A 20,447-nucleotide genomic window follows, 5' to 3' on the forward strand; every position below is an offset into this window, starting at 1 on the left:
CGTTCTTGCAGGCGATCAGCACCGCCTTCAGCCAGGCCACGTTCTTGCAGGCGATCAGCACCGCCTTCAGCCAGGCCGCGTTCTTGCAGACGATCAGCGCCACCTTCGGCAACACGACGTTCCAGCAGGCGGTCCGAACCGTTTTCGGCGACGCGGTTACCTTGCAGGCGGTCCGAGCCACCTTCTGCAACACGGCTTTCGATCAGTCGATCCGAGCCACCTTCAGCGACAACAGGGTGAGCAAATGCGTTGGCAGCGATTACCGAGAAAGCGAGGCTAAGCAAGATTTGGCGTTTCATGTTGGTGTGCTCCGAGTGTTTTAGTTGGGTTGTTGCGGGTATGGGGTTGATGTTACGCGTTGCATTTTTTAAGAGAACTTCATTGGGCTGATGGTGACTATCGATGCCAGCGATGGCTCGTTTCGGCGAGCCATCGCTGGGCTAGTCATGGCATCTGCGGCAGTTCCTGCGGGCGCAGGTCGAACACCAGCACCTCGGCGTCCTCGCCCTGGCTCAGGCGAATCTGCCGTTCATCCCGCACGCGGGCGCCGTCGCCTTCCTGCAAGCGCTGGCCGTTGATTTCAACGCTGCCACGGGCCACATGGATGTAGACGTGGCGATCCGGCTCCAGGTCCAGGGTGGCGGCTTCGTCGCCGTTGAACAGCCCGGCATACACCCGTGCGTCCTGGCGCACGCTGAGCGATCCGTCGTTGCCGTCCGGCGAGATAATCAGCTGCAAGCGCCCACGTTTCTGCGCTTCGCTGAAGTGCTCCTGCTGATAGCGTGGCTCGGCACCGGCTTCATTGGGCACGATCCAGATCTGCAGGAAGTGCACGCCACGGGTCTGGCTGTGGTTGAACTCGCTGTGGGCTACGCCGCTGCCGGCGCTCATCAGTTGCACATCGCCGGGGCGGATCACCGAGCCGGTGCCCAGGGTGTCTTTGTGTTCCAGTGCGCCTTCCAGCACATAGGAGAAAATCTCCATGTCGCGGTGCGGGTGCTGGCCGAAGCCTTTGCCGGCCGCAACACGGTCATCGTTGATTACCAGCAGGTCGGAAAAACCCTGTTCTTTCGGGTTCCAGTAGCTGGCAAACGAGAAGGTGTGAAACGACTTCAACCAACCGTGATTGGCGGCGCCGCGTTCGGAAGCTTTGCGAAGGGTTAGCATGGTCTTGTCCTCAAGTGGGAGCGGGCTGCGGCATGCAGGGCTCCGGCGTTGAGAAGAAGGTTAATGGTTACCCTAAAATTCATTAAGAAGCTGAAGTCTGAATAACTGTCTCATTCAAGTTGACAGTTGTGAACGTGCAATAATGGCCGCCGCATTCCTTATCGATGGACTCTCCTTGTGATGAAAACCGTGGCCATGGCGCTGTTTCCGGACTTCCTCCTGCTCGACATGGCCGGGCCGCTCGAAGTGTTTTCCATTGCCAATCGCTACCTGCCAGCGGCAGATCACTATCAGATCCTTACCCTCGGCACCGAGCCTGGCCCGTTGCGCGCCTCCAATGGCGTCGCGGTACAGACCGACCTGCTGCTGGACCAGGCCCAGGATGCCTACGACCTGCTGCTGGTGCCCGGCGGTCCGGGTGCCTACAACGAATGCCACCCTGCGTTATTGCCTTGGCTCAGGGGCGCGGCGCCACGGGCACGGCGCTTTGGCTCGATCTGCACAGGCGCCTTTGTACTCGGGCATGCCGGGCTGTTGGACGGTCATCGCGTGACCACCCACTGGCACTACACCGAGCGGCTGATCAAGGCGTTCCCCAAGGCGATTGTCGAAACCGACCGTATCTATTTGCAGGACGGGCGCCTGATCACCTCGGGTGGCGTCACCGCCGGTATCGACCTGGCGCTGTCAGTGGTCGCCCAGGACCACGGCAAGCAGATCGCCGTCGAAGTGGCCAAGGTGTTGCTGGTGGTGATGAAACGCCAGGGCGGCCAGGCGCAGTTCAGCCCGATGACGGCGGCGGTGGCGCCCCAGGAAACCGCGATTACCCGCGTGCAGCAGCATGTGCTGGAGCATCTTGACCAAGCCTTTACCATCGAGTCCATGGCCGAGTTGGCCAGCATGAGCGCGCGGCATTTTGCGCGGCTATTCGCCAAGGACGTGCAGATGACGCCCATGGCATTCCTGCAAGGCGCACGCATCGATCGCGCCCGGCAATTGCTGGAAACCACCGACCTGCCGCTCAAGACCGTGGCTTTCCACGCAGGCTTCGGCAGCGTGCGACACATGCGCTTTCTGTTCAGTGAAAAACTGGGCCTCAACCCGACCCAATACCGACAGCAGTTCAGTTAACGACAGAATGTCCGTCTCGCGCACCCGAATGTCCGTATCGCTCCCCGCGCCAGCATTGTCCTGTCATCGCCAACTGGCAAGATAGCGGCAAGCCCACGGAAAAGGATGCGCGAACGCCCAAGGCCGGGTGTTTCAGCGCTTTTACACACATGAATAACCCTCAGGCGAGTGAGGCTGAAGGCACTGCGCGATTCGGCGCTTATGTCTTTCACCGGCAACAGCGTCTGGTCAGCAAGGCAGGCTGGCCGGTGCCTTTGGGTGGGCGCGCGCTGGATATCCTCGCGGTGCTGCTCGAAGCGCCTGGGCAGTATTTCAGCAAGGCTGTCTTGATAGAGCGCGTGTGGCCGAGCAGCGTGGTGGAAGAAAACAACCTGCGGGTGCACATCGCTGCGCTGCGTCGCGCCCTGGATGGGCAACGCTTCATTCTCAACGATCCACAACGCGGCTACTGTTTTGCAGCCGCTGTGCTAGGGGTTGTGCCGGTCACGCTGCCCCGGCATAACCTGGCAGTACGGCTCAGCCCGTTAGTGGGTTGCGATGAACTGTTGGGCGTACTGGTGCGGCGCCTGTCCGGCCAACGCCTGATGACGCTCACCGGGTGTGCCGGCGTGGGCAAGAGCAGCCTGGCCCTGGCGTTGGCCGAGCGGGTGCTGCCGCGTTATCGGGACGGCGTGTGGTGGGTCGACCTGGCCACGGTGGATGCGCCGATGGGCATGCTGCGCCACCTGGCGTTGGCGCTGCACCTTGAACCTTGCGCCAACGCCAATGAATTGGGTCGACAATTGGCGACCCGTCAGTTACTGCTGGTGCTTGACGGCGCCGACCTGCTGCTCGGCGCCTGCCGTCACCTGGTGCGCGTGCTACGCGAAGCGGCGCCCCAGGTCAGTGTGCTGGTCAGCAGCCGCGAAGCCCTGCAAGTCCCTGGCGAATGGGTGCAACGCGTGCCCCGGCTGGCGGTGCCTGCACCGTCGGCGCTGGGAAGTGTCGAGCAGGCCATGGCAAATCCTGCGGTGCAAGTATTCGTCGCCCGGGTGCGTGCCGCTCAGCAAGGTTTTGTGCTGCGGCCCCAGGACTTGGCGCCATTACGTGACATCTGCCGACGCCTGGATGGTATCCCCCTGGCCCTGGAATTGGCGGCCGCTCAAGTGGACGCCCTTGGCGTGCGCGGTTTGCAGCAGCAACTGTGCAACGGCGTGCAGGTGCTGAACCGAGGTCGGCGCACGGCGGTGGAACGTCATCAGTCCCTGAGTGCAGCCCTGGACTGGACCTATCAGCGCCTGAGCCTGCCGGAGCGCTGGCTGTTCCTGCAATTGGGTTTGTTCAAGATGGCGGTGACGTTGCCCACGTTGAGCGAGTTAGTCGCTGGCACTGAGCTGGAGCATGCCGACCTGTCCTACCTGCTAGGCCGCTTGGTGAACACGTCGCTGCTGAGTCTCGACCCCGGCCCCGGCAATGCCCGTTACCGCCTGCTCAACTGCGTGCGCAGCTATGCGCTCGCGCAATTGCGCGACCCGATGCAGGTCGCGCGTTTGCAGCAGGGCTATGGGCATTACCTGGGGCCGTTTTCAGGCCGGCCGTTTGTCTTGCAACTCGTCGAGCAGGCGGCGTACGCGGACTAGGTCCTGGGTGGCAAAGCCTTCGGTGAACCGCGCGTAGACCGAACCCAGCAGGTCGCGTGCAGGCTGCACGCGGCCTTGCGCCTGCCACAGCCTTGCCAGTGAAGTGGCACAGCGCAACTCCCAGGCAAGCGCCCCTTGCTGGTGTGCCAGGCCCAAGGCTTCCAGCAGCAGCGTTTCGGCCGCACGGCGATCCATCAGGCTGTCGGCGCGCACCCGCAGAATCTCTGGAGTGCACCAGCCCGCGAGGCCATTTCTGGCGCGTTCAAATAGCTCGTCAGTGACCTCAATGGCGTTGAACGTCACCAGGATGTCCTCGACCAGGCCCAACCCCTGCACATCGGCCATCGGCAACGTGCCTTCGTAGCACCGCGCCCAGGTATGGAACAGCTGCACCGAATGCTTTTGCGCTTGCTGCAGCAGCTGGTCCAACTGCTCGCGGGCCACCCCGTTGTCGCCGTTGTAGTGGGCGATGACCACCCCGGCCAGGGCCAGGGTGTAGCAGATCGACGTACCATGATTGATCGTCAAGGCCAGCGCCAACGCCTGGCTCGCGGTGCGCCACGCGCGCTCCGGGTAACCCCGCAGCCACAGGATGCGCGCGAGGATGGTCAATGAGGCGACGCTCTGGTCGTATTGCACGCCAAAACCGTGGGTAAAACGGTTGAGGTGGCCGCTGTGGGCCATGCGCTGGATCACCTGTTCAGCATGGTGCTGCGCCAGCGCCTGGTTGCCGGCGAAGTGCTGCGCCAACACCCGCAGGCGCTGGGCGCTGAGGGCTAGCAGGGGCTCGGCCTCGGGGCCCAGGCGGTCGAAGTGCAGGCTTTGCGCCAAGGCTTCGCGGTAGTTGCCGCAGCACAGGTTCACGGCCATATGCCCCGACACCGCGCGCAATTGGCCGGCCAGGTCCTTGCCCGCTTCCGCCAGGCGCCGGGCGCAACTGAAGGCTTCGATGGTCTGCGGCGTGCCGCCCTGGGTGTGATAGGAAAAGCTGCCCAGCGCCAGCTGCAATGCCATGTTCAAGCGCTGGCTCGGTGCCCTTGACTCGCCCAGCCGTGCCAGGGCCTTGCCCACGTACAGACCCTGGTCACGCAGCAGCGACAGCTCCTGCCACAACGGCATCGCACTGACCGTGAGACGCATGCCCAACACATGCACACCCTGGTTGCCCAGGCTCCAGTCGAGGGCAGCGCGGATGTCTTCGCGCAGCGGCGCGTAGCGGTCGATCCAGGGTTGGGTCGCGGTGACTTCCCAATCGTCCTGGGCCTGGTGCATCAGCGCCAGGCAGCGCTCGGCATGGCGCTCGCGGGTGGCGTCCAGCTCATGGGCCACGCTGAGTTTTTCCAGGGCGTAGGTGCGGGTGATGTCCAGCAGGCGATAGACCATCTCGTCATCGCCGGCTTCCACATTGAGCAGGGATTTGGCGACCAATTGAGTGATGGAGCCCAACACTTCGGTCGGTGCAATCTGTTCTCCGGCAATCACCGCTGCCGCGCTGGCCAGGCTGAAACCGCCGCGAAACACCGCCAGGCGCCGCAGGCAGATCTGTTCGCAGGCGGTCAGCAGCTCAAAGCTCCAGTCCAGCGTGGCGCGCAGGGTCTGATGACGGGGCAGGGCGTTGCGCCGGCCACGGGTCAGCAGGCGAAAATTGTCTTCCATTTGCACCAGCAGGCCCTGAAGGCCAAAGCGTTCGATCTGCGCGGCCACCAGCTCAATCGCCAGGGGAATGCCGTCCAGGCGTTGGCAGATATCAATCGCCAGCGGCAACTCGGCTTCGCTCAGTTCAAAGCTGTCCTGATGGGACATGGCCCGCTCGATCAACAATTGCAGGGCGGGGTAGCCCAGCGCCTGGGCGCGATTGCCGGTGACGGGCGGGCAGGCCAGGGGTTCCAGGCGCTGCACGGATTCGCCTTCGGCGCGCAACGCCTCGCGGCTGGTGGCCAGGATGTGCAGCCTGGGCGCATGGCGCAGCAGGGTTTCGCTGATCAGGGCGATGTCGTCGAGCAGGTGCTCGCAGTTGTCGATCACCAGCAGCAGTTGGCGTTCCTGCAGGCTGCGGGCAAAGGTCGCCAAGGGTTCGTGCTCGGCATGAGTGACGTCGAGCAGGGCAGCCAGGTTGGGCAGGATCATCGACGGTGCGCTCAGTGGCGCCAGGTCGAGCAGGCGAATGCCGTCGCGGTAATGGCCGATCAACAATTCCGCCACCCGCAGCGCGACCGTGGTCTTGCCGATGCCGCCGGCGCCGGTCAGGGTGATAAAGCGTTGTTCCGGCAGTTGCTGCACCAGGCTGTCGATCAGGGCCTGGCGGCCGATCATCCGGGTACGCCGCAATGGCAGGTTGTGACACGGGCGTTGTGGGCTACCTTCAGAGGGCGGCGTCATCGGTTCGATGCTCAGTGGCGCAACAAAACTGCAGCCGCGCTGGGCCACGGTCACGATATAGCGCTGCCCGGCCTGGCCATCGCCCAGGGCCTTGCGCAACGCCGCCATATGCACCCGCAGGTTGCCGTCTTCCACTACGCTTTTGGGCCAGACGCGGGCGATCAATTCCTGTTTGCTCACCACGTTGCCGGCCTGTTCCAGCAGGATCAGCAGGATCTCCACCGCACGGCTTCCCAGGCGCAACGGGCGACCGGCCTCCAGCACCAGGCGTTGGCGCGGGTGGATGCGATAGGGGCCGAAATGCACGGCCTGGTCGCCGGAGTCGCTCATGGGGGGCCATGCTCGGGAAATGGGGAGCGGCCAGCATATTCCAGGTACGCACCGACCACTAGGCGGCGATCACTTGAGGCTTGTGGCGCGAGTGGTGATTTCGCCAGGTCATCGGGTTGACGCCTTCGCTGCGGGTGAACATATGGCAGAAGTGCGCCTGGTCGCAAAAGCCGCATTCCAGGCTGATTTGCGTGAGGCTCAGGGACGAGCTGGTGATCAGTTCCTTGGCGCGCTGGATGCGTTGTTGACGGATCCACTCCTGTGGCGACAACCCGGTGGTGCACTTGAACGCCCGGGAAAAATGGCTGCGTGACAACGCGCAGGCCTGGGCCAGGTCGGCAATGGCCAGGCTTTCGCCGAGGTTGGCCAGGATCAGTTGTTTGGCGATGCGCTCGCGCCGAGGGCACAGGCCTCCGGTGGCGGACAGGCGAGGGGCATATTGCTCGAGTCGGGCCATGACAAATATCCGCAGTCGATGGGAGCGTTCCCGGTGGATGGATGCAGTGTAGACGGGGCCAATTTTGTTGCCGGACCGTCCGGCTGACGAGTTAATCGTTGTTAATTTCGCCAGGTGCCGGCCTGAAAAAGACAGCACAGGCATGCAATCAAAGCAGCGTTTTGCATGCTTACCTGTGCACTTGACAACCGTTTGGATACTTCCTCCATGAACCGCAACGACCTGCGCCGCGTCGACATGAACCTGTTGGTGATTTTCGAAGCGCTGATGTTCGAGAAGAACCTGACCCGGGTCGCCGAAAAACTTTTCATGGGCCAGCCGGCGGTGAGTGCGGCACTGGGCCGCCTGCGTGATTTGTTCGACGACCCGTTGCTGTTGCGCAACGGGCGGGGCATGGAGCCCACGCCACGCGCCGTGGCGATACTCAAGGAGTTGCAACCGGCCATGGACACCATCTCCGGCGCGGTCAGCCGTGCCAAGGATTTCGATCCTTCCAGCAGTTGTGCGGTGTTTCGCATCGGTCTGTCGGACGACGCCGAGTTTGGCCTGTTTCCGCCGTTGCTCAGTCAATTGCGCGAGGAGGCGCCGGGCATCATTGTGGTGGTGCGTCGGGCCAATTACCTGCTGATGTCATCACTGCTTGCCAGTGGCGAAATCACGGTCGGAGTGAGCTACACCACCGAACTGCCGGCGAATGCCAAGCGCAAGAAACTGCGGGACATTCCGTGCAAGGTCTTGCGCGGCGATGACGGTGCCGAGCCGCTGACCCTGGATGACTACTGCGAACGGCCCCACGCGATGGTGTCGTTCTCGGGGGACTTGAGCGGCAACATCGATCTGGATCTGGCGCGGATTGGCCGGGCGCGGCGGGTGGTGTTGGCGGTGCCGCAATTCAGCGGGCTGCGGGCGTTGCTCGCCGGTACACAGATTATTGCGACGGTGCCGGATTATGCCGCCTGTGCGTTGACCGAAGGCACTTCCTTGCGGGCGGAGGATCCGCCGTTTGCGATCGATGCGGCGGAGTTATCGATGGTGTGGAGTGGCGTGCACGATAACGATCCGGCTGAACGCTGGTTGCGGGGCAGGATTGCCAGGCATATGGCGCAGGAGGTCTGACTGAGTGCCCACCTATTACTCGTGCAGCGGCGCCTGGCCTGATTCGCCGGCGCTTCGAAAAGCGCCGGCCGTCATGTGCCTCCTGGAGCCGGTCAGGGCTCAAGCACAACCTTGAGGGATTTGTCGCCGCGTTCCATCACCGCAAAGGCTTCCTTGAAATCCGCCAGGGCGAACTTGTGGGTGACCACGTCGCGCATGTCGATCTTGCGGTTGCCGATAAAGTCGATGGCGCGCGGATACATGTAGGGCCCCAGGTGCGAGCCGAGTACATCCAGCTCCTTGCGGTCGCCAATGATCGACCAATCCACCGTGGCCTCGTCATTGAACACGCTGAACTCGACGAAACGCCCCAGCTTGCGCAGCATCGCCAGGCCCTGGTTGACCGCCTTGTGATGACCGGTGGCTTCGATGTAGATGTCGCAACCGTAGCCGTCGGTGATTTCACGGATCTTGGCCAGCACGTCGACTTCGGCGGGGTTCCACACCTCGTCGGCGCCCATGCGCAGGGCGAGGGCGGTGCGTTCGGGCTTCATGTCCAGCACGATGAGCTTTTTCGGGTTGCGCATGCGCACCGCGCCGATGATGCCCAGGCCCAGTGTGCCGGCGCCGGCGACCACCACCACGTCATCGAAATCCACGTTGGCGCGTTCGGCGGCGTGCAGCGAGCAGGCCAGCGGTTCGATCAGGATGGCTTCGTCGGGGGCGATGGAATCCGGCACTTTATGGATGATGCCTTCCTTGGTGAAAATCATGTACTGGGCCATGGCGCCCTGCACATTGTTCTGGAAGCCATACAGGTCGTGTTTCTGGCACATCCAGTACTGGCCGTGGTTGCAGAAGCGGCAGCCCCAGCACGGCACGATCTGCTCGGAAATGACTCGGTCGCCAATCTTCACGCCGCGTTTTTCCGCGCCAGGGCCGAGGGCGACCACGCGACAGACGAACTCATGGCCGGGGATCATTGGCGGTTTCACATAGCGCGGTTGTTCGGCATCACCCCAGAACGAGGGCGCGCCGCGATAGGTCTTGATGTCGCCCATGCAGATGCCGCACAGCTCGACCTTGGTGAGGATTTCCTCAGGGCCGGGCGTGGGCACGTCGACGGTTTCCAGCCGGTAGTCTTCCGGGCCATGGCAGACCACGGCCTGCATGGTTTTCGGAATGATCGGGGACAGTTGTTCTTGCGGGCGTTCGGTGACGGTGGACATGGCTGGCCTCACAACAAAGATGAACCTATCGCTCCCGCGCGGGGAGCGATAATTCGACACGACTTACTTGGCGCCGCTGACTTGTTTGTACAGCGCGTCGGCGTTGGCGTTGGTGACCGGCACCCAGGGCAGGATGTAGTTTTTCGCGGTGCCGTCACCCCATTTCACGTCTTTGGCGTAGCGCTCCCAGATCACCGATTGCGGCTTGTAGTCGCTGCCGGCCAATGCGCGCAGGGCCACATCCAGGGCGCCTTGGGACTGGGCCTGGGCGTCTTGCAGGAAGGTGGTGACTTCCTCTTTTTTCGCCGCCTGGATCGCGTCCGGCATGCCGTCGATGGACGTGACGGGCACATCCTTGGACGTCAGGCCGTGGGACTTGAGCGCTTGCACGGCGCCGAGGGCCATGTCGTCGTTTTGTGCGATCACGCCGTTGATGCCTTTGGGGTGGGCGTTCAGCCAGTCCTCGGTGAGTGTCAGGGCTTGGGCGCGGTCCCAGTTGGCGGTCTTTTTCTCGATGATCTTGATGTCCGGGTGTTTGCCCAGCACTTCCAGCTCGCCTTTTTCGCGGTCGATCTGTGCCGACTGGCCGATCGGCCCCTGGATGATCACCACATTGCCCTTGCCGTTGAGCTTGTCGACCATGGCCTGGGCCTGCAGGCGGCCACCTTCCACGTCGTCATTGCCGACATAAGGCACGGAGGCATCGGCTACTTTCGTATTGGAGGCGATGACCACCACGTCGTTGCTCATGGCTTGCTTGACGGTGCCCACGCCGGCCTTGGTGTCGATGGGCACGAACAGGATGGCGTCGTAGTGCTGGGTCACCATGTTTTCGATCTGGTTGTTCTGCGTCAGCGCGTCGTAGTTGCCATCGAACACCGTGAGCTGCACGGTGCCATCTTTGACGGCAGGGTGCTCCTTGAGCTCGCGCACCCAGTTCTGCATGAATTGGCCCTTGAGGCCGTAGACCGCCGCGCCGACCTTGTAGGTCTTGCCGTCGGCGGCCAGGGCGATGCTGCTGGCGAGGAGGGAGAGGGCCGCAGCGGCGGCGAAGGTCGTACCAAGTTTCATGATGAGCACCCCATTTATTGTTGTAGTCAGTCGTTCATTCATTGCCTTGTGCTGATCATATGTTTATCAAATGAAAATCTGATCAGTCAATCGCTTTCGCTAAAAATGCTTAAATAGCGTGTTTTATGGGTTTTCATGAGCGAGGTGGCGATTTCTGGCATGTATTTTGTTGTTGTTTGCGTGATATAAATTTCAATAAGTGATCATATGATCGTGCGGGTCTGGCAACAGTTACAGATCTTGTAATAGTTTTGCGTTGTGGGAATTTTCTGTTTCGGCTGTACGATTCAAGTCCTTTTGTCATCGCAGGATTTGCATGAACACCCTCTCGGAGCCTCCCAGTCGTCTTTCCCCAAGACAACCGCTGCCGCTGTTCCCTCTGAAGCACCCCGTATTCCGACTGCTAGCCTTGTACCGGTCCACTGACCGCGCCTTGCCGTGTCCGGCATTCTGAAAATCAATGACTGAAGAGACCCAATAAATGGAATGGTTAGCGGATCCAACGGCCTGGCTCGGCCTGTTGACCTTGATTGTGCTGGAACTGGTACTGGGCATCGACAACCTGGTGTTTATCGCGATCCTGGCGGACAAGCTGCCGCCGGAGCAGCGTGACCGTGCGCGGTTGATCGGCCTGTCCCTGGCGCTGCTGATGCGCCTGGGCCTGTTGGCGAGTATTTCCTGGCTGGTAACCCTGACCCAGCCGCTGTTCGAGGTGTTCGACAAGAGCTTCTCGGGCCGTGACCTGATCATGCTGTTCGGTGGCGTGTTCCTGTTGTTCAAGGCCACCATGGAATTGCACGAACGGCTAGAAGGCCACGTGGCCCAGCGCACAGGCAATGCCGCCTACGCAATGTTCTGGCCGATCGTGGCGCAGATCGTGGTGCTTGATGCGGTGTTCTCCCTGGACGCGGTGATTACCGCTGTGGGCATGGTGGACGAACTGGCGGTGATGATGATCGCGGTGATCGTGTCCATCGGCGTGATGATCGTGGCGAGCAAGCCATTGACCCGCTTCGTCAATGCGCACCCGACGGTGATCATGTTGTGCCTGGGCTTCTTGATGATGATCGGTTTCGCCCTGACCGCCGAAGGCCTGGGCTTCCATATCCCGAAAGGCTACCTGTACGCGGCGATTGGCTTCTCGATCCTGATCGAAGTGTTCAACCAGATCGCACGGGCCCGCCGCAAGAAGTCGGCGCAAGGTGTGTTGCCGGTGCGTGAGCGCACGGCCCATGCGGTGATGCGCTTGCTCGGCAGACGTAGCCTGGCGGTGGAGGAGGTGAGCGATGAGGTTGCCGACCTGTTGGGCGAGCCGGATGCGGCGCAAGGCCCGCTGTTTGATCGACGCGAGCGCGTGATGATCAGTGGCGTGCTGCAACTGGCCGAGCGGCCGATTCGCACACTGATGACACCACGGGCCAAGGTCGACTGCATCGACCTGGCGGACGATCCCGACAGTATTCGCCTGAAACTGATGCATTCGTCCTACTCGCGACTGCCGTTGATCCGCAATGGCGCGGTCGATGAGCCGCTGGGCTTCGTGCACAAGAAAGAGCTGCTCAAGGAATACCTGGCCGGTAATGAGCCGAACCTGGAGTACTTGGCGCGCCGGGCGATCAACCTGCTGGACAGCTTTTCGGTGCTCAACGCCCTGGAGCAGATGCGTCAGGAATCTACCCACATCGCGTTCGTGATCAACGAATTCGGTGACTTCATGGGTGTGTTGAGCATGACCGACATTCTCGAGTCCATCGCCGGTGAGTTGCCGGACGCCAGCGAGATCGAGGGGCCGGATATCATCGAAGAGGGTGCAGGTTTTCGCGCCAATGGTGCATTGAATCTCAATCAGGTGCGCCAGCGCACGGGCTTCAACGCGGTCGCGACCGACGATTACCAGACCTTGGCCGGCCTGGTGATGAGCCTGCTGGACCGCCTGCCTGTGGTGGGCGACGGCCTGGTGCATGAAGGATGGCGCCTGAGTGTGGCGGCCGTCGAGGAGCGGCGCGTGACCCAGGTGTCTATGGTGCGTGAAACGTAAAGCGGTCCTTGCCCGCGTGCTTTGACACATACAGCGCCTGGTCCGCCTTGATCAGTGCCTGGTTCAGGGTTTCACCATCCTCCACCCGGGCCAGGCCGATGCTGATGGTCACCGGGTGCTGGGTCGCTTCCTCACGCACTCGGGCACAGAGCAGGTTCGCCAAGTGCGCCGCATCCTCGCGGCGCACGCCTGCCAAGTAGATTCCAAACTCTTCGCCGCCCAGCCGGGCGTAATCGAAGTCGACCATGACCGTCTTGATGTCCTGGGCCACGCGCTTGAGGACTTCATCGCCGATGTCGTGTCCATACACATCATTCACCCTCTTGAAGTTGTCGATGTCGATCATCGCCAGGTAGTGATCGTGCGCCTTGGGCTGTTGGCTGAGCTTTTTCCCGGCGCTGGTCATGAAGGAGCGGCGGTTGGGGATTTCGGTGAGGGTATCGAGGTACGCCTGATCCAGCAGCAATCTGGACATGATGAAGTTATGCAGCTTGGCCTGGCGCAGTTTCAGGAAGCTGTAGAGCGTCAGGAAGGTCAGGAACACCGAATAGAAGGTCACCAGGGCGCCACGCACTTCCAGCAACGAGAGTTGGGCCAGGTGAAACGGGTTGAGCAATGCCCAGGTGATCAGCATTGTCGTGACGAACGACCAATGCTTGAGCGGTAGCACCGATGCGCTATAGAGGATGCTCGAAGCGGCCAGGATCAACCAGCTGGGGTGCAGGTCCATCGGCAAACCTTCGATCAGCAGGCGGGTGCCGAGGGCGATGACCGCGACGAATATCAGGTTGATCCACTGGAAGTGCTGGGCGTCGCGGGTAAATCCCAAGGTAATGGTGTTGATGGTCAGCAGCGCGAGAAAGAGCATCGAAAGCCCGGTAAAACCCTGGCCGCCCGGAAAGCTGACGATCAGGTCGAACACCAGCCAGATGCAGATGCTCGCGATGTAGATCAGCAGGCAGAAAGGCTTGAGTCGCTCGAAATCATGCTGGGCGAACTCACGTTGCAGGGCGGGTGAGGGGTGTTTCTTCAGGACTTCGGCTTCAATGGTCTTGAACATTGCTGACCCTGGTTCGGCTGAGACGGCACTCAGCAGCGTAGACCGTGGTCAAGGGTGTGCAAGCGCGGATAGGGTGGGGCGGTGGACGCGGTGGTAGTGCTTGAACGTAGCCTCAACCACTTGCGCCTGGTTCTCCCGTGGGCCGAAGCCCTTGAGTTTTTCCTCCAATACGCCGTTCCAATAGATTAGTAGCGTTGGAGTGCCCGTGACGTCGGGGTGCCGGGGTGTGCCCGCGCAATCCACTACCAGGCTCACTATCCATGGGTGCTTCCAGGCGGCCAGTTCGAACAAGGGGGTGGACTCCCCACAGGCGGGGCAGTGTTCTGAAACAAACAGGATGAACACGGGGCGTGGTGTATTGAGGATTCGTTGAAAGTCCTTCGCATCGGCAATTTTCCGGGTAGCAGTCCCCATGATGATCCCTCTTTGGATAGCACTGGTGTCTGCCAACGCTAAGTCGAGGAAGCATCACCGTCTACTGTCAACCTTCACAGGTCGCTATCGCGCTCCAGGCGTTCCCGCGCCTTGCGCGCCTGGCTTGCGCATTTCTTGTATTCAAGGTTGTCCCTTGAGGCCTTCGCCTGGCGGTAACCGTGATGATTCTGGCTGGTGTAATTGGTGCTCAGGGCTGCGTTGAGCTTGCGCAGTTCTTCCTTGCACTCGCGGCGGTCGTTACTGGCCAATGCGCTGCCAGCCACCAGAAAGGAGAGCAAAACCAGGGTGAGGCGCAACTTCATCAGGGTGGAGTCCTTGTCGGAATGAATGTGCCAAGGCTAGCCCAGCGTGGGGATTTTTCCACGCGCCAGACGCACTGCAACGGTGCGCGGTAACGCCTTTGTGGCGCACGCAAGTGGGGCCTGTCACCGCTGTGTGGGGCCTTGGGTAGCAAAGTGATTTCAGGTGCTGGCTCAACGCCTTAATCCACATCATCTTTTATCTATCTGATTTAACACAGATTTATCTATGTCGTTTTTTTCTGTTACCGCGTGTGGCACACTTTCTGCTGTCTATTCCGTTGTTACATACTAAGTTCCGGTATAGCGGAATACACAACTCCTGGAGTGCTTGTCATGCATCACCGACCTTCCGTGTTTAAAGCGTGTGTTTTTCTCTTCGCCGCATCGGCTTCCCTCGCCAGCATCGTGCAGGCGGCGGACAGCAAGCTCGATGATGTGCTCAAGCGTGGGCACCTGATCGTGGGTACAGGCAGTACCAATGCGCCGTGGCACTTCCAGGGAGCGGATGGCAAGTTGCAGGGGTTTGATATCGACATCGGCCGCATCGTGGCCAAGGGTTTGTTCAATGACCCGAGCAAAGTCGAGTTCGTGGTGCAGTCGTCTGACGCCCGGATTCCCAACCTGCTGACCGACAAGGTCGACATGAGTTGCCAGTTCATTACCGTCACCGCCAGCCGTGCCCAGCAGGTCGCCTTCACCCTGCCGTACTACCGCGAAGGCGTGGGCCTGCTGCTGCCGAACAACAGCAAGTACAAAGAGATTGAAGACCTGCAGGCCGCCGGCGACAGCGTCACCGTTGCTGTACTGCAAAACGTCTATGCCGAAGAACTGGTGCACCAGGCGCTGCCCAAGGCCAAGGTCGACCAGTACGACAGCGTCGACCTGATGTATCAGGCCGTGAACTCCGGTCGCGCCGATGCCGCCGCCACCGACCAGTCCTCGGTCAAATACCTGATGGTGCAGAACCCAGGCCGCTACCGCAGCCCGGTCTACGCCTGGAGCCCGCAGACCTACGCGTGCGCCGTCAAGCGTGGCGACCAGGACTGGCTGAACTTCGTCAACACCGCGCTGCATGAAGCCATGACCGGTGTGGAGTTCCCGACCTACAAGGCCTCGTTCAAGCAATGGTTCGGTGTCGACCTGCCGGAACCCGCGATCGGCTTCCCGGTTGAGTTCAAGTAAATCGAAAACCTGGGGCGTCGCTGACGGCGCCCCAATCAGGTACTGCTGACCATGAACTATCAGTTGAACTTTGCCGCCGTGTGGCGCGATTTCCCCAGCTTGCTGGCGGGGCTCGGCCTGGGCCTTGAGCTGGCGCTGCTGTCGATCGCCATCGGCTGTGTGATCGGCCTGATGATGGCCTTTGCCATGCTGTCCAAGCACCGTGCGTTGCGGGTCTTCGCCTCGGTGTACGTGACGGTGGTGCGCAATACGCCGATCCTTGTGCTGATCCTGTTGATCTACTTTGCATTGCCCAGCCTGGGGATCCGTCTGGACAAGATCCCGTCGTTCATCATCACCTTGTCGCTGTACGCCGGTGCTTACCTGACCGAAGTGTTCCGCGCCGGGCTGTTGAACATTCCCAAGGGCTTGCGCGAAGCCGGGCTGGCCATCGGCCTGGGCGAGTGGCGTATCCGTGCCTACATCACCGTGCCGGTGATGCTGCGCAACGTGCTGCCTGCGCTGTCGAACAACTTCATTTCGCTGTTCAAGGACACCTCGCTCGCTGCCGCCATCGCGGTGCCGGAGCTGACCTACTACGCCCGCAAGATCAACGTCGAAAGCTACCGGGTGATTGAAACCTGGCTGGTCACGACCGCGCTCTACGTGGCTGCCTGTTACCTCATTGCCATGCTGCTCCGTTACCTGGAACAGCGTCTGGCGATCCGTCGTTAAGGAGGGCTTTCATGTACGAGTCCCCAAGCTGGCTGCATGAGTTGTGGATCGCCCGGGATACCCTCTGGGCGGGCTTTCAAGCCAGCGTTTATGTGTCTGCGTTGGCAATTATCTTTGGCACCCTGATCGGCATTGTCGCGGGGTTGATCCTGACCTACGGCAAGTTCTGGATGCGTGCGCCGTTTCGTCTGTATGTCGACCTGATCCGTGGCACACCGGTGTTTGTGCTGGTGCTCGCGTGTTTCTACATGCTGCCGGCGCTCGGGTGGCAGATCACCGCGTTCCAGGCCGGTGCGGTCGGGTTGACGCTGTTCTGCGGTTCTCACGTCTCCGAGATCGTGCGCGGCGCGCTGCAAGCCATTCCCCGTGGGCAACTGGAAGCGGGCAAGGCGATCGGCCTGACGTTCTACCAGTCCCTGGGCTACGTGCTGCTGCCCCAGGCGCTGCGTCAGATTTTGCCGACCTGGGTCAACTCCTCCACGGAGATCGTCAAGGCCTCGACGCTGCTGTCGGTGATCGGCGTGGCCGAGTTGCTGCTCAGCACCCAGCAAGTGATCGCGCGCACCTTCATGACCCTGGAGTTCTACCTGTTCGCCGGGTTTCTGTTCTTTGTCATCAACTACGCCATCGAGTTATTCGGGCGCTACATTGAAAAGCGGGTGGCCTTGCCATGAATCAATCTCAAACCAACCAACCGCTGCTGAACATTCGTGGCCTGCGTAAGCAATACGGCCAGGTGGAAGTACTCAAGGGCGTTGACCTGTCCATGCAGCGTGGCAACGTGGTGACCTTGATCGGCTCCAGCGGCTCGGGCAAGACCACACTGTTGCGTTGCGTCAACCTGCTGGAAGAGTTCCAGGGCGGGCAGATCACCCTGGATGGCGAGTCCATCGGCTACAGCGAAATTGCCGGCAAGCGCGTGCGCCACCCCGAGCGGGTGATTGCCCAGCACCGTGCGATGACCGGCATGGCGTTCCAGCAATTCAACCTGTTCCCGCACCTGACGGCCTTGCAGAACGTCACCCTTGGCTTGCTCAAGGTCAAGAAGATGGGCAAGGACGAAGCCGTCGCACTCGCAGAAAAATGGCTGGACCGCGTCGGCCTTCTGGAACGTCGCAATCACTTTCCCGGTCAGCTGTCCGGCGGTCAGCAACAGCGTGTAGCGATTGCCCGCGCCATTGCCATGAACCCCAGCCTGATGCTGTTCGACGAAGTCACCTCGGCCCTCGACCCGGAGTTGGTGGGCGAAGTGCTCAGCGTGATCAAGGGCCTGGCGGAAGAGGGCATGACCATGTTGCTGGTCACCCACGAAATGCGCTTTGCCTACGAAGTCTCGGACAAGATCGTTTTCATGAACCAGGGCCGCATTGAAGAGCAGGGCACCTCGAAGGACATCTTCGAACGCCCGCAATCGCCGCGCCTGGCGGAATTTCTCAAGAACATTCGTTTTTAATCAGGAGCCTTTTTTATGAGCATTACTCGTTACGGTGCCGGTAGCACAGCCGGCGGTGGCCAACCCCGTCCTTTCGCCCGTGCGGTGGAAGCCGATGGTTGGTTGTACGTCTCAGGCCAAGTGCCTGCGGTGGACGGCGAAATCATCACCGGCGGCATCATCGAACAGACCCGCCAGACCATGCGCAACGTGGTGGCGATCCTTGAAGAAGCCGGTTACGAATTGAAAGATGTCGTGCGCGTCGGCGTGTGGCTGGAAGACCCGCGGGACTTCTGGAGTTTCAACAAGGTGTTCGGTGAGTACTTCACCCCGGAACACGCGCCGGCGCGGGCCTGTGTGCAGGCCAATATGATGGTCGATTGCAAGGTCGAGATCGATTGCGTGGCGTACAAGAAGAAGTAAAGATGATCGCCCTGTTTGTGAGGCATGGGTTTCCTGTGGTGAGGGGGCTTGTCCCACGCTGGAGTGCGCAGCGCTCCCGCTTTTTTTTGGGGGCCGCTTCGCAGCCCAGCGCGAGCAAGCTCGCTCACCACAGGTTGATCGCCCGCTTTGAGCATTTATGAGACCGAAACTGCCATGACCGAAGACACCATCAAACGCCGCGCCAAAGGCCTGGACCGTGCATTCGATATCCTCGATTTTCTCAAGGAAATCGGCCAGCCCCTGCGCCCGAATGATATTGCCAGCGGCATCGGCAGCCCCAAGTCCACCGTCTATGAACTGGTGGCGTCGCTGCTTGAGCGGCGCATCCTGGAAACGGTAGGCAAGGACGGTCACGTCTACCTCGGCCGCCAGCTTTACTTCCTTGGCCAGGCGCACCTGCGGCATTTCGACCTGACCCGCGAGGCCGATCACGCGCTGCAGGAAATCGTCAGCCAGACCCACGAAACCGCGCAGATGTGCCTGCTCAACGGGCGCAAATACACGGTGGCGCTGATGCGTGAGGGCGAGCGGCATTTCCGTATTTCTTCGGACATCGGCGAAAACGCTCCCATCCCGTGGACCGCCTCCGGGCGCCTGTTGCTGGGGCACTTGAGCGACCAGCAGATCATTGACCTGATCGATCACGATGACTTCATCCTGCCGGACGGCCAGCGCCTGCCGCTGGAGACCTTCCTGGCGCAAATCCGTCAGGCCACCCTCGATGGTTTCTTCTCCTTCGACAGCGTGGCCGACACCTTTACCCATTGCTTTGCCGCCCCGGTGCGGGACGCGCAAGGTATCAGCATCGCGACGCTGTGCATCGTCGCCCCACGCGCCGATGCCACAAAAAACTACAACGACTATCGCCGGGTGTTGATCGACAGCGCCAACAACCTGGCCCGGCGTATCAACGAATAGGAGTTTTCCATGTCTGCCATCAATGCCGTTGAAAAGGGCGCCGCCGCCGTTGGGGCCCACCTGGTCCGTGACGTCAGCCTGCCTGCCCTGGTGCTGCACCGTGACGCCCTGGCACACAACATCCGCTGGATGCAGGACTTCGTCAGCAACAGCGGCGCGCAGCTGGCGCCCCATGGCAAGACCAGCATGATGCCGGCGCTGTTTCAGCGCCAGATCGAGGCGGGCGCCTGGGGCATTACCCTGGCCAATGCCGTGCAGACCCGTGCCGCCTATGCCGGTGGCGTGCGTCGCGTGCTGATGGCCAACCAACTGGTAGGCGCGCCGAACATGGCGTTGATCGCTGACCTGTTGGCCGACAAGGACTTCGACTTCCACTGCATGGTCGATCACCCGGACAACGTCGCCGACCTGGGCCTGTTCTTCGCCGCCCGTGGCCTGCGCCTGAACGTGATGATCGAATACGGTGTGGTCGGCGGTCGTTGCGGCTGCCGCAGCGAGCAGGAAGTGCGTGACCTGGCCAAGGCGATCAAGGCCCAACCGGCCCTGGCCCTCACCGGGATCGAAGGCTATGAGGGCGTGATCCATGGCGAGCATGCGATCAGCGGCATTCGCGATTTCGCCGCCAGCCTGGTGCGCCTGGCGGTCGACCTGCAGAACAATGGTTCTTTCGACCTGCCCAAGCCCATCGTCACGGCGTCGGGGTCGGCCTGGTACGACCTGATTGCCGAGTCGTTCGAAGAGCAGAACGCTGCTGGCCGCTTCCTCAGCGTATTACGCCCTGGCAGCTACGTAGCTCATGACCACGGCATCTACAAAGAGGCGCAATGCTGCGTGCTCGACCGTCGCAGCGACCTCAGCGAAGGCCTGCGCCCGGCGTTGGAAGTCTGGGCCCATGTGCAATCGTTGCCCGAGCCTGGCTTTGCGGTGATTGCCCTAGGCAAGCGCGACGTGGCCTACGACGCCGGTTTGCCGGTGCCGCTCAAACGCTACAAGGCTGGTATCTTGCCGGCAGAAGGTGATGACGTGGGCACGTGCAAGGTCACCGCGGTGATGGACCAGCATGCGTTCATGACCGTGGCGCCGGGGGTTGAGTTGCGTATTGGCGATATCATTTCGTTCGGTACTTCCCACCCTTGTTTGACGTTCGACAAGTGGCAGGTCGGCTGCCTGGTGGATGAGCAGTTGCAGGTGATCGAGAGCCTGCAGACCTGCTTCTAGACCGCGTCGCTCCCTTCGCGAGCAAGCCCGCTCCCACACTTGAAATGCATTCCAAATGTGGGAGCGGGCTTGCTCGCGAAGGGGCAATCAGCCCCAACCGAGACAATCGCCATGCCCACCCAACCCCGCATCGCCCTGATCGGCGAATGCATGATCGAACTGCAACACCGCGCCGACGGCAGCCTGCACCCGAGCTTTGGCGGCGAACCCTTAAATGCGGCGGTAT

General features: G+C 61.3%; 20 protein-coding genes and 1 pseudogene. 12 read left to right on the forward strand and 9 right to left on the reverse strand.

Annotation, left to right across the window (positions count from 1 at the left end; genetic code table 11):
• Positions 1-299, reverse strand: a 299-nt coding sequence (locus HX812_RS30300) for a hypothetical protein (protein ID WP_178949147.1), incomplete at its 3' end; no start/stop codon positions are given.
• Between the two features lie 145 nt (positions 300-444).
• A complete protein-coding gene (locus tag HX812_RS30305; RefSeq protein WP_038846159.1) occupies positions 445-1,167 on the reverse strand; it encodes a pirin family protein in 723 nt (240 codons plus the stop codon).
• 180 nt (positions 1,168-1,347) lie between these two features.
• Here HX812_RS30305 and HX812_RS30310 point away from each other — a divergent pair, with 180 nt between their 5' ends.
• Both HX812_RS30310 and HX812_RS30315 read left to right on the forward strand, forming a co-directional pair.
• Complete coding sequence (locus tag HX812_RS30310; RefSeq protein ID WP_038846160.1) at positions 1,348-2,298, forward strand: GlxA family transcriptional regulator; 951 nt, start codon at positions 1,348-1,350, stop codon at positions 2,296-2,298.
• Positions 2,299-2,447: 149 nt separating this feature from the next.
• Positions 2,448-3,917, forward strand: coding sequence for a winged helix-turn-helix domain-containing protein (locus HX812_RS30315; RefSeq protein WP_050572427.1), 1,470 nt, complete (start codon positions 2,448-2,450; stop codon positions 3,915-3,917).
• Here HX812_RS30315 and HX812_RS30320 read toward each other — a convergent pair.
• Together HX812_RS30320 and HX812_RS30325 are read right to left on the reverse strand one after the other, a co-directional pair.
• On the reverse strand, positions 3,864-6,626 hold the full coding sequence (locus HX812_RS30320; protein WP_038846167.1) for a winged helix-turn-helix domain-containing protein: 2,763 nt from the start codon (positions 6,624-6,626) through the stop codon (positions 3,864-3,866). The genes HX812_RS30315 and HX812_RS30320 overlap by 54 nt on opposite strands.
• Before the next feature lie 58 nt (positions 6,627-6,684).
• A complete protein-coding gene (locus tag HX812_RS30325) occupies positions 6,685-7,083 on the reverse strand; it encodes a helix-turn-helix domain-containing protein (RefSeq protein WP_033898180.1) in 399 nt (132 codons plus the stop codon).
• A gap of 207 nt (positions 7,084-7,290) precedes the next feature.
• On the opposite strand from HX812_RS30325, the gene HX812_RS30330 reads away from it, so the two are divergent.
• The gene (locus HX812_RS30330) at positions 7,291-8,199 is read left to right on the forward strand and encodes a LysR family transcriptional regulator (RefSeq protein ID WP_038846170.1); all 909 of its coding nucleotides are present in this window, start codon (positions 7,291-7,293) and stop codon (positions 8,197-8,199) included.
• A gap of 92 nt (positions 8,200-8,291) precedes the next feature.
• On the opposite strand, the gene HX812_RS30335 is transcribed toward HX812_RS30330, so the two are convergent.
• Together HX812_RS30335 and HX812_RS30340 are read right to left on the reverse strand one after the other, a co-directional pair.
• Positions 8,292-9,407 (reverse strand): alcohol dehydrogenase catalytic domain-containing protein, encoded by a 1,116-nt coding sequence (locus tag HX812_RS30335; protein ID WP_038846173.1) that lies wholly within the window; start codon positions 9,405-9,407, stop codon positions 8,292-8,294.
• A 63-nt stretch (positions 9,408-9,470) separates the two neighbouring features.
• Positions 9,471-10,478 (reverse strand): substrate-binding domain-containing protein, encoded by a 1,008-nt coding sequence (locus HX812_RS30340; RefSeq protein WP_038846174.1) that lies wholly within the window; start codon positions 10,476-10,478, stop codon positions 9,471-9,473.
• Positions 10,479-10,959: 481 nt separating this feature from the next.
• Between HX812_RS30340 and HX812_RS30345 the strand changes: the two genes are divergently transcribed.
• Positions 10,960-12,516, forward strand: coding sequence for a TerC family protein (locus tag HX812_RS30345; RefSeq protein ID WP_038846177.1), 1,557 nt, complete (start codon positions 10,960-10,962; stop codon positions 12,514-12,516).
• On the opposite strand, the gene HX812_RS30350 is transcribed toward HX812_RS30345, so the two are convergent.
• The 3 genes from HX812_RS30350 to HX812_RS30360 all read right to left on the reverse strand — a co-directional run bounded on the left by HX812_RS30350 (position 12,497) and on the right by HX812_RS30360 (position 14,313).
• Positions 12,497-13,576, reverse strand: coding sequence for a diguanylate cyclase (locus tag HX812_RS30350; RefSeq protein ID WP_038846181.1), 1,080 nt, complete (start codon positions 13,574-13,576; stop codon positions 12,497-12,499). The two genes, HX812_RS30345 and HX812_RS30350, sit on opposite strands and share 20 nt — an antisense overlap.
• A 48-nt stretch (positions 13,577-13,624) precedes the next feature.
• Positions 13,625-13,990 (reverse strand): thioredoxin family protein, encoded by a 366-nt coding sequence (locus HX812_RS30355; protein WP_050572428.1) that lies wholly within the window; start codon positions 13,988-13,990, stop codon positions 13,625-13,627.
• Between the two features lie 74 nt (positions 13,991-14,064).
• A complete protein-coding gene (locus HX812_RS30360) occupies positions 14,065-14,313 on the reverse strand; it encodes a hypothetical protein (protein ID WP_033902336.1) in 249 nt (82 codons plus the stop codon).
• Positions 14,314-14,646: 333 nt separating this feature from the next.
• Here HX812_RS30360 and HX812_RS30365 point away from each other — a divergent pair, with 333 nt between their 5' ends.
• From HX812_RS30365 to HX812_RS32220, 8 genes and pseudogenes are all read left to right on the forward strand, one after another.
• On the forward strand, positions 14,647-15,495 hold the full coding sequence (locus tag HX812_RS30365) for a transporter substrate-binding domain-containing protein (protein ID WP_038846184.1): 849 nt from the start codon (positions 14,647-14,649) through the stop codon (positions 15,493-15,495).
• A 51-nt stretch (positions 15,496-15,546) separates the two neighbouring features.
• On the forward strand, positions 15,547-16,209 hold the full coding sequence (locus tag HX812_RS30370) for an amino acid ABC transporter permease (RefSeq protein WP_010210962.1): 663 nt from the start codon (positions 15,547-15,549) through the stop codon (positions 16,207-16,209).
• Positions 16,210-16,220: 11 nt separating this feature from the next.
• Entirely contained in the window at positions 16,221-16,883 is a 663-nt protein-coding gene (locus tag HX812_RS30375) for an amino acid ABC transporter permease (protein WP_025857548.1), read from the forward strand.
• Positions 16,880-17,662, forward strand: coding sequence for an amino acid ABC transporter ATP-binding protein (locus tag HX812_RS30380; protein WP_033902339.1), 783 nt, complete (start codon positions 16,880-16,882; stop codon positions 17,660-17,662). Before HX812_RS30375 ends, HX812_RS30380 begins: the two co-directional genes overlap by 4 nt.
• Before the next feature lie 15 nt (positions 17,663-17,677).
• Positions 17,678-18,064, forward strand: coding sequence for a RidA family protein (locus HX812_RS30385; protein ID WP_016976584.1), 387 nt, complete (start codon positions 17,678-17,680; stop codon positions 18,062-18,064).
• Between the two features lie 174 nt (positions 18,065-18,238).
• Positions 18,239-19,003 (forward strand): IclR family transcriptional regulator, encoded by a 765-nt coding sequence (locus HX812_RS30390; RefSeq protein ID WP_016976583.1) that lies wholly within the window; start codon positions 18,239-18,241, stop codon positions 19,001-19,003.
• 9 nt (positions 19,004-19,012) lie between these two features.
• Positions 19,013-20,221 carry an amino acid deaminase gene (locus HX812_RS30395; protein WP_038846187.1) on the forward strand — a complete coding sequence of 403 codons (1,209 nt, stop codon included), beginning with the start codon at positions 19,013-19,015 and terminating at the stop codon, positions 20,219-20,221.
• 111 nt (positions 20,222-20,332) lie between these two features.
• Positions 20,333-20,447 (forward strand): annotated as a pseudogene (locus HX812_RS32220) (sugar kinase); the annotation flags it as partial.

The sequence above is a fragment of the Pseudomonas sp. IPO3749 genome, assembly GCF_013386605.1.
Lineage (GTDB): Bacteria > Pseudomonadota > Gammaproteobacteria > Pseudomonadales > Pseudomonadaceae > Aquipseudomonas > Aquipseudomonas azotoformans_A.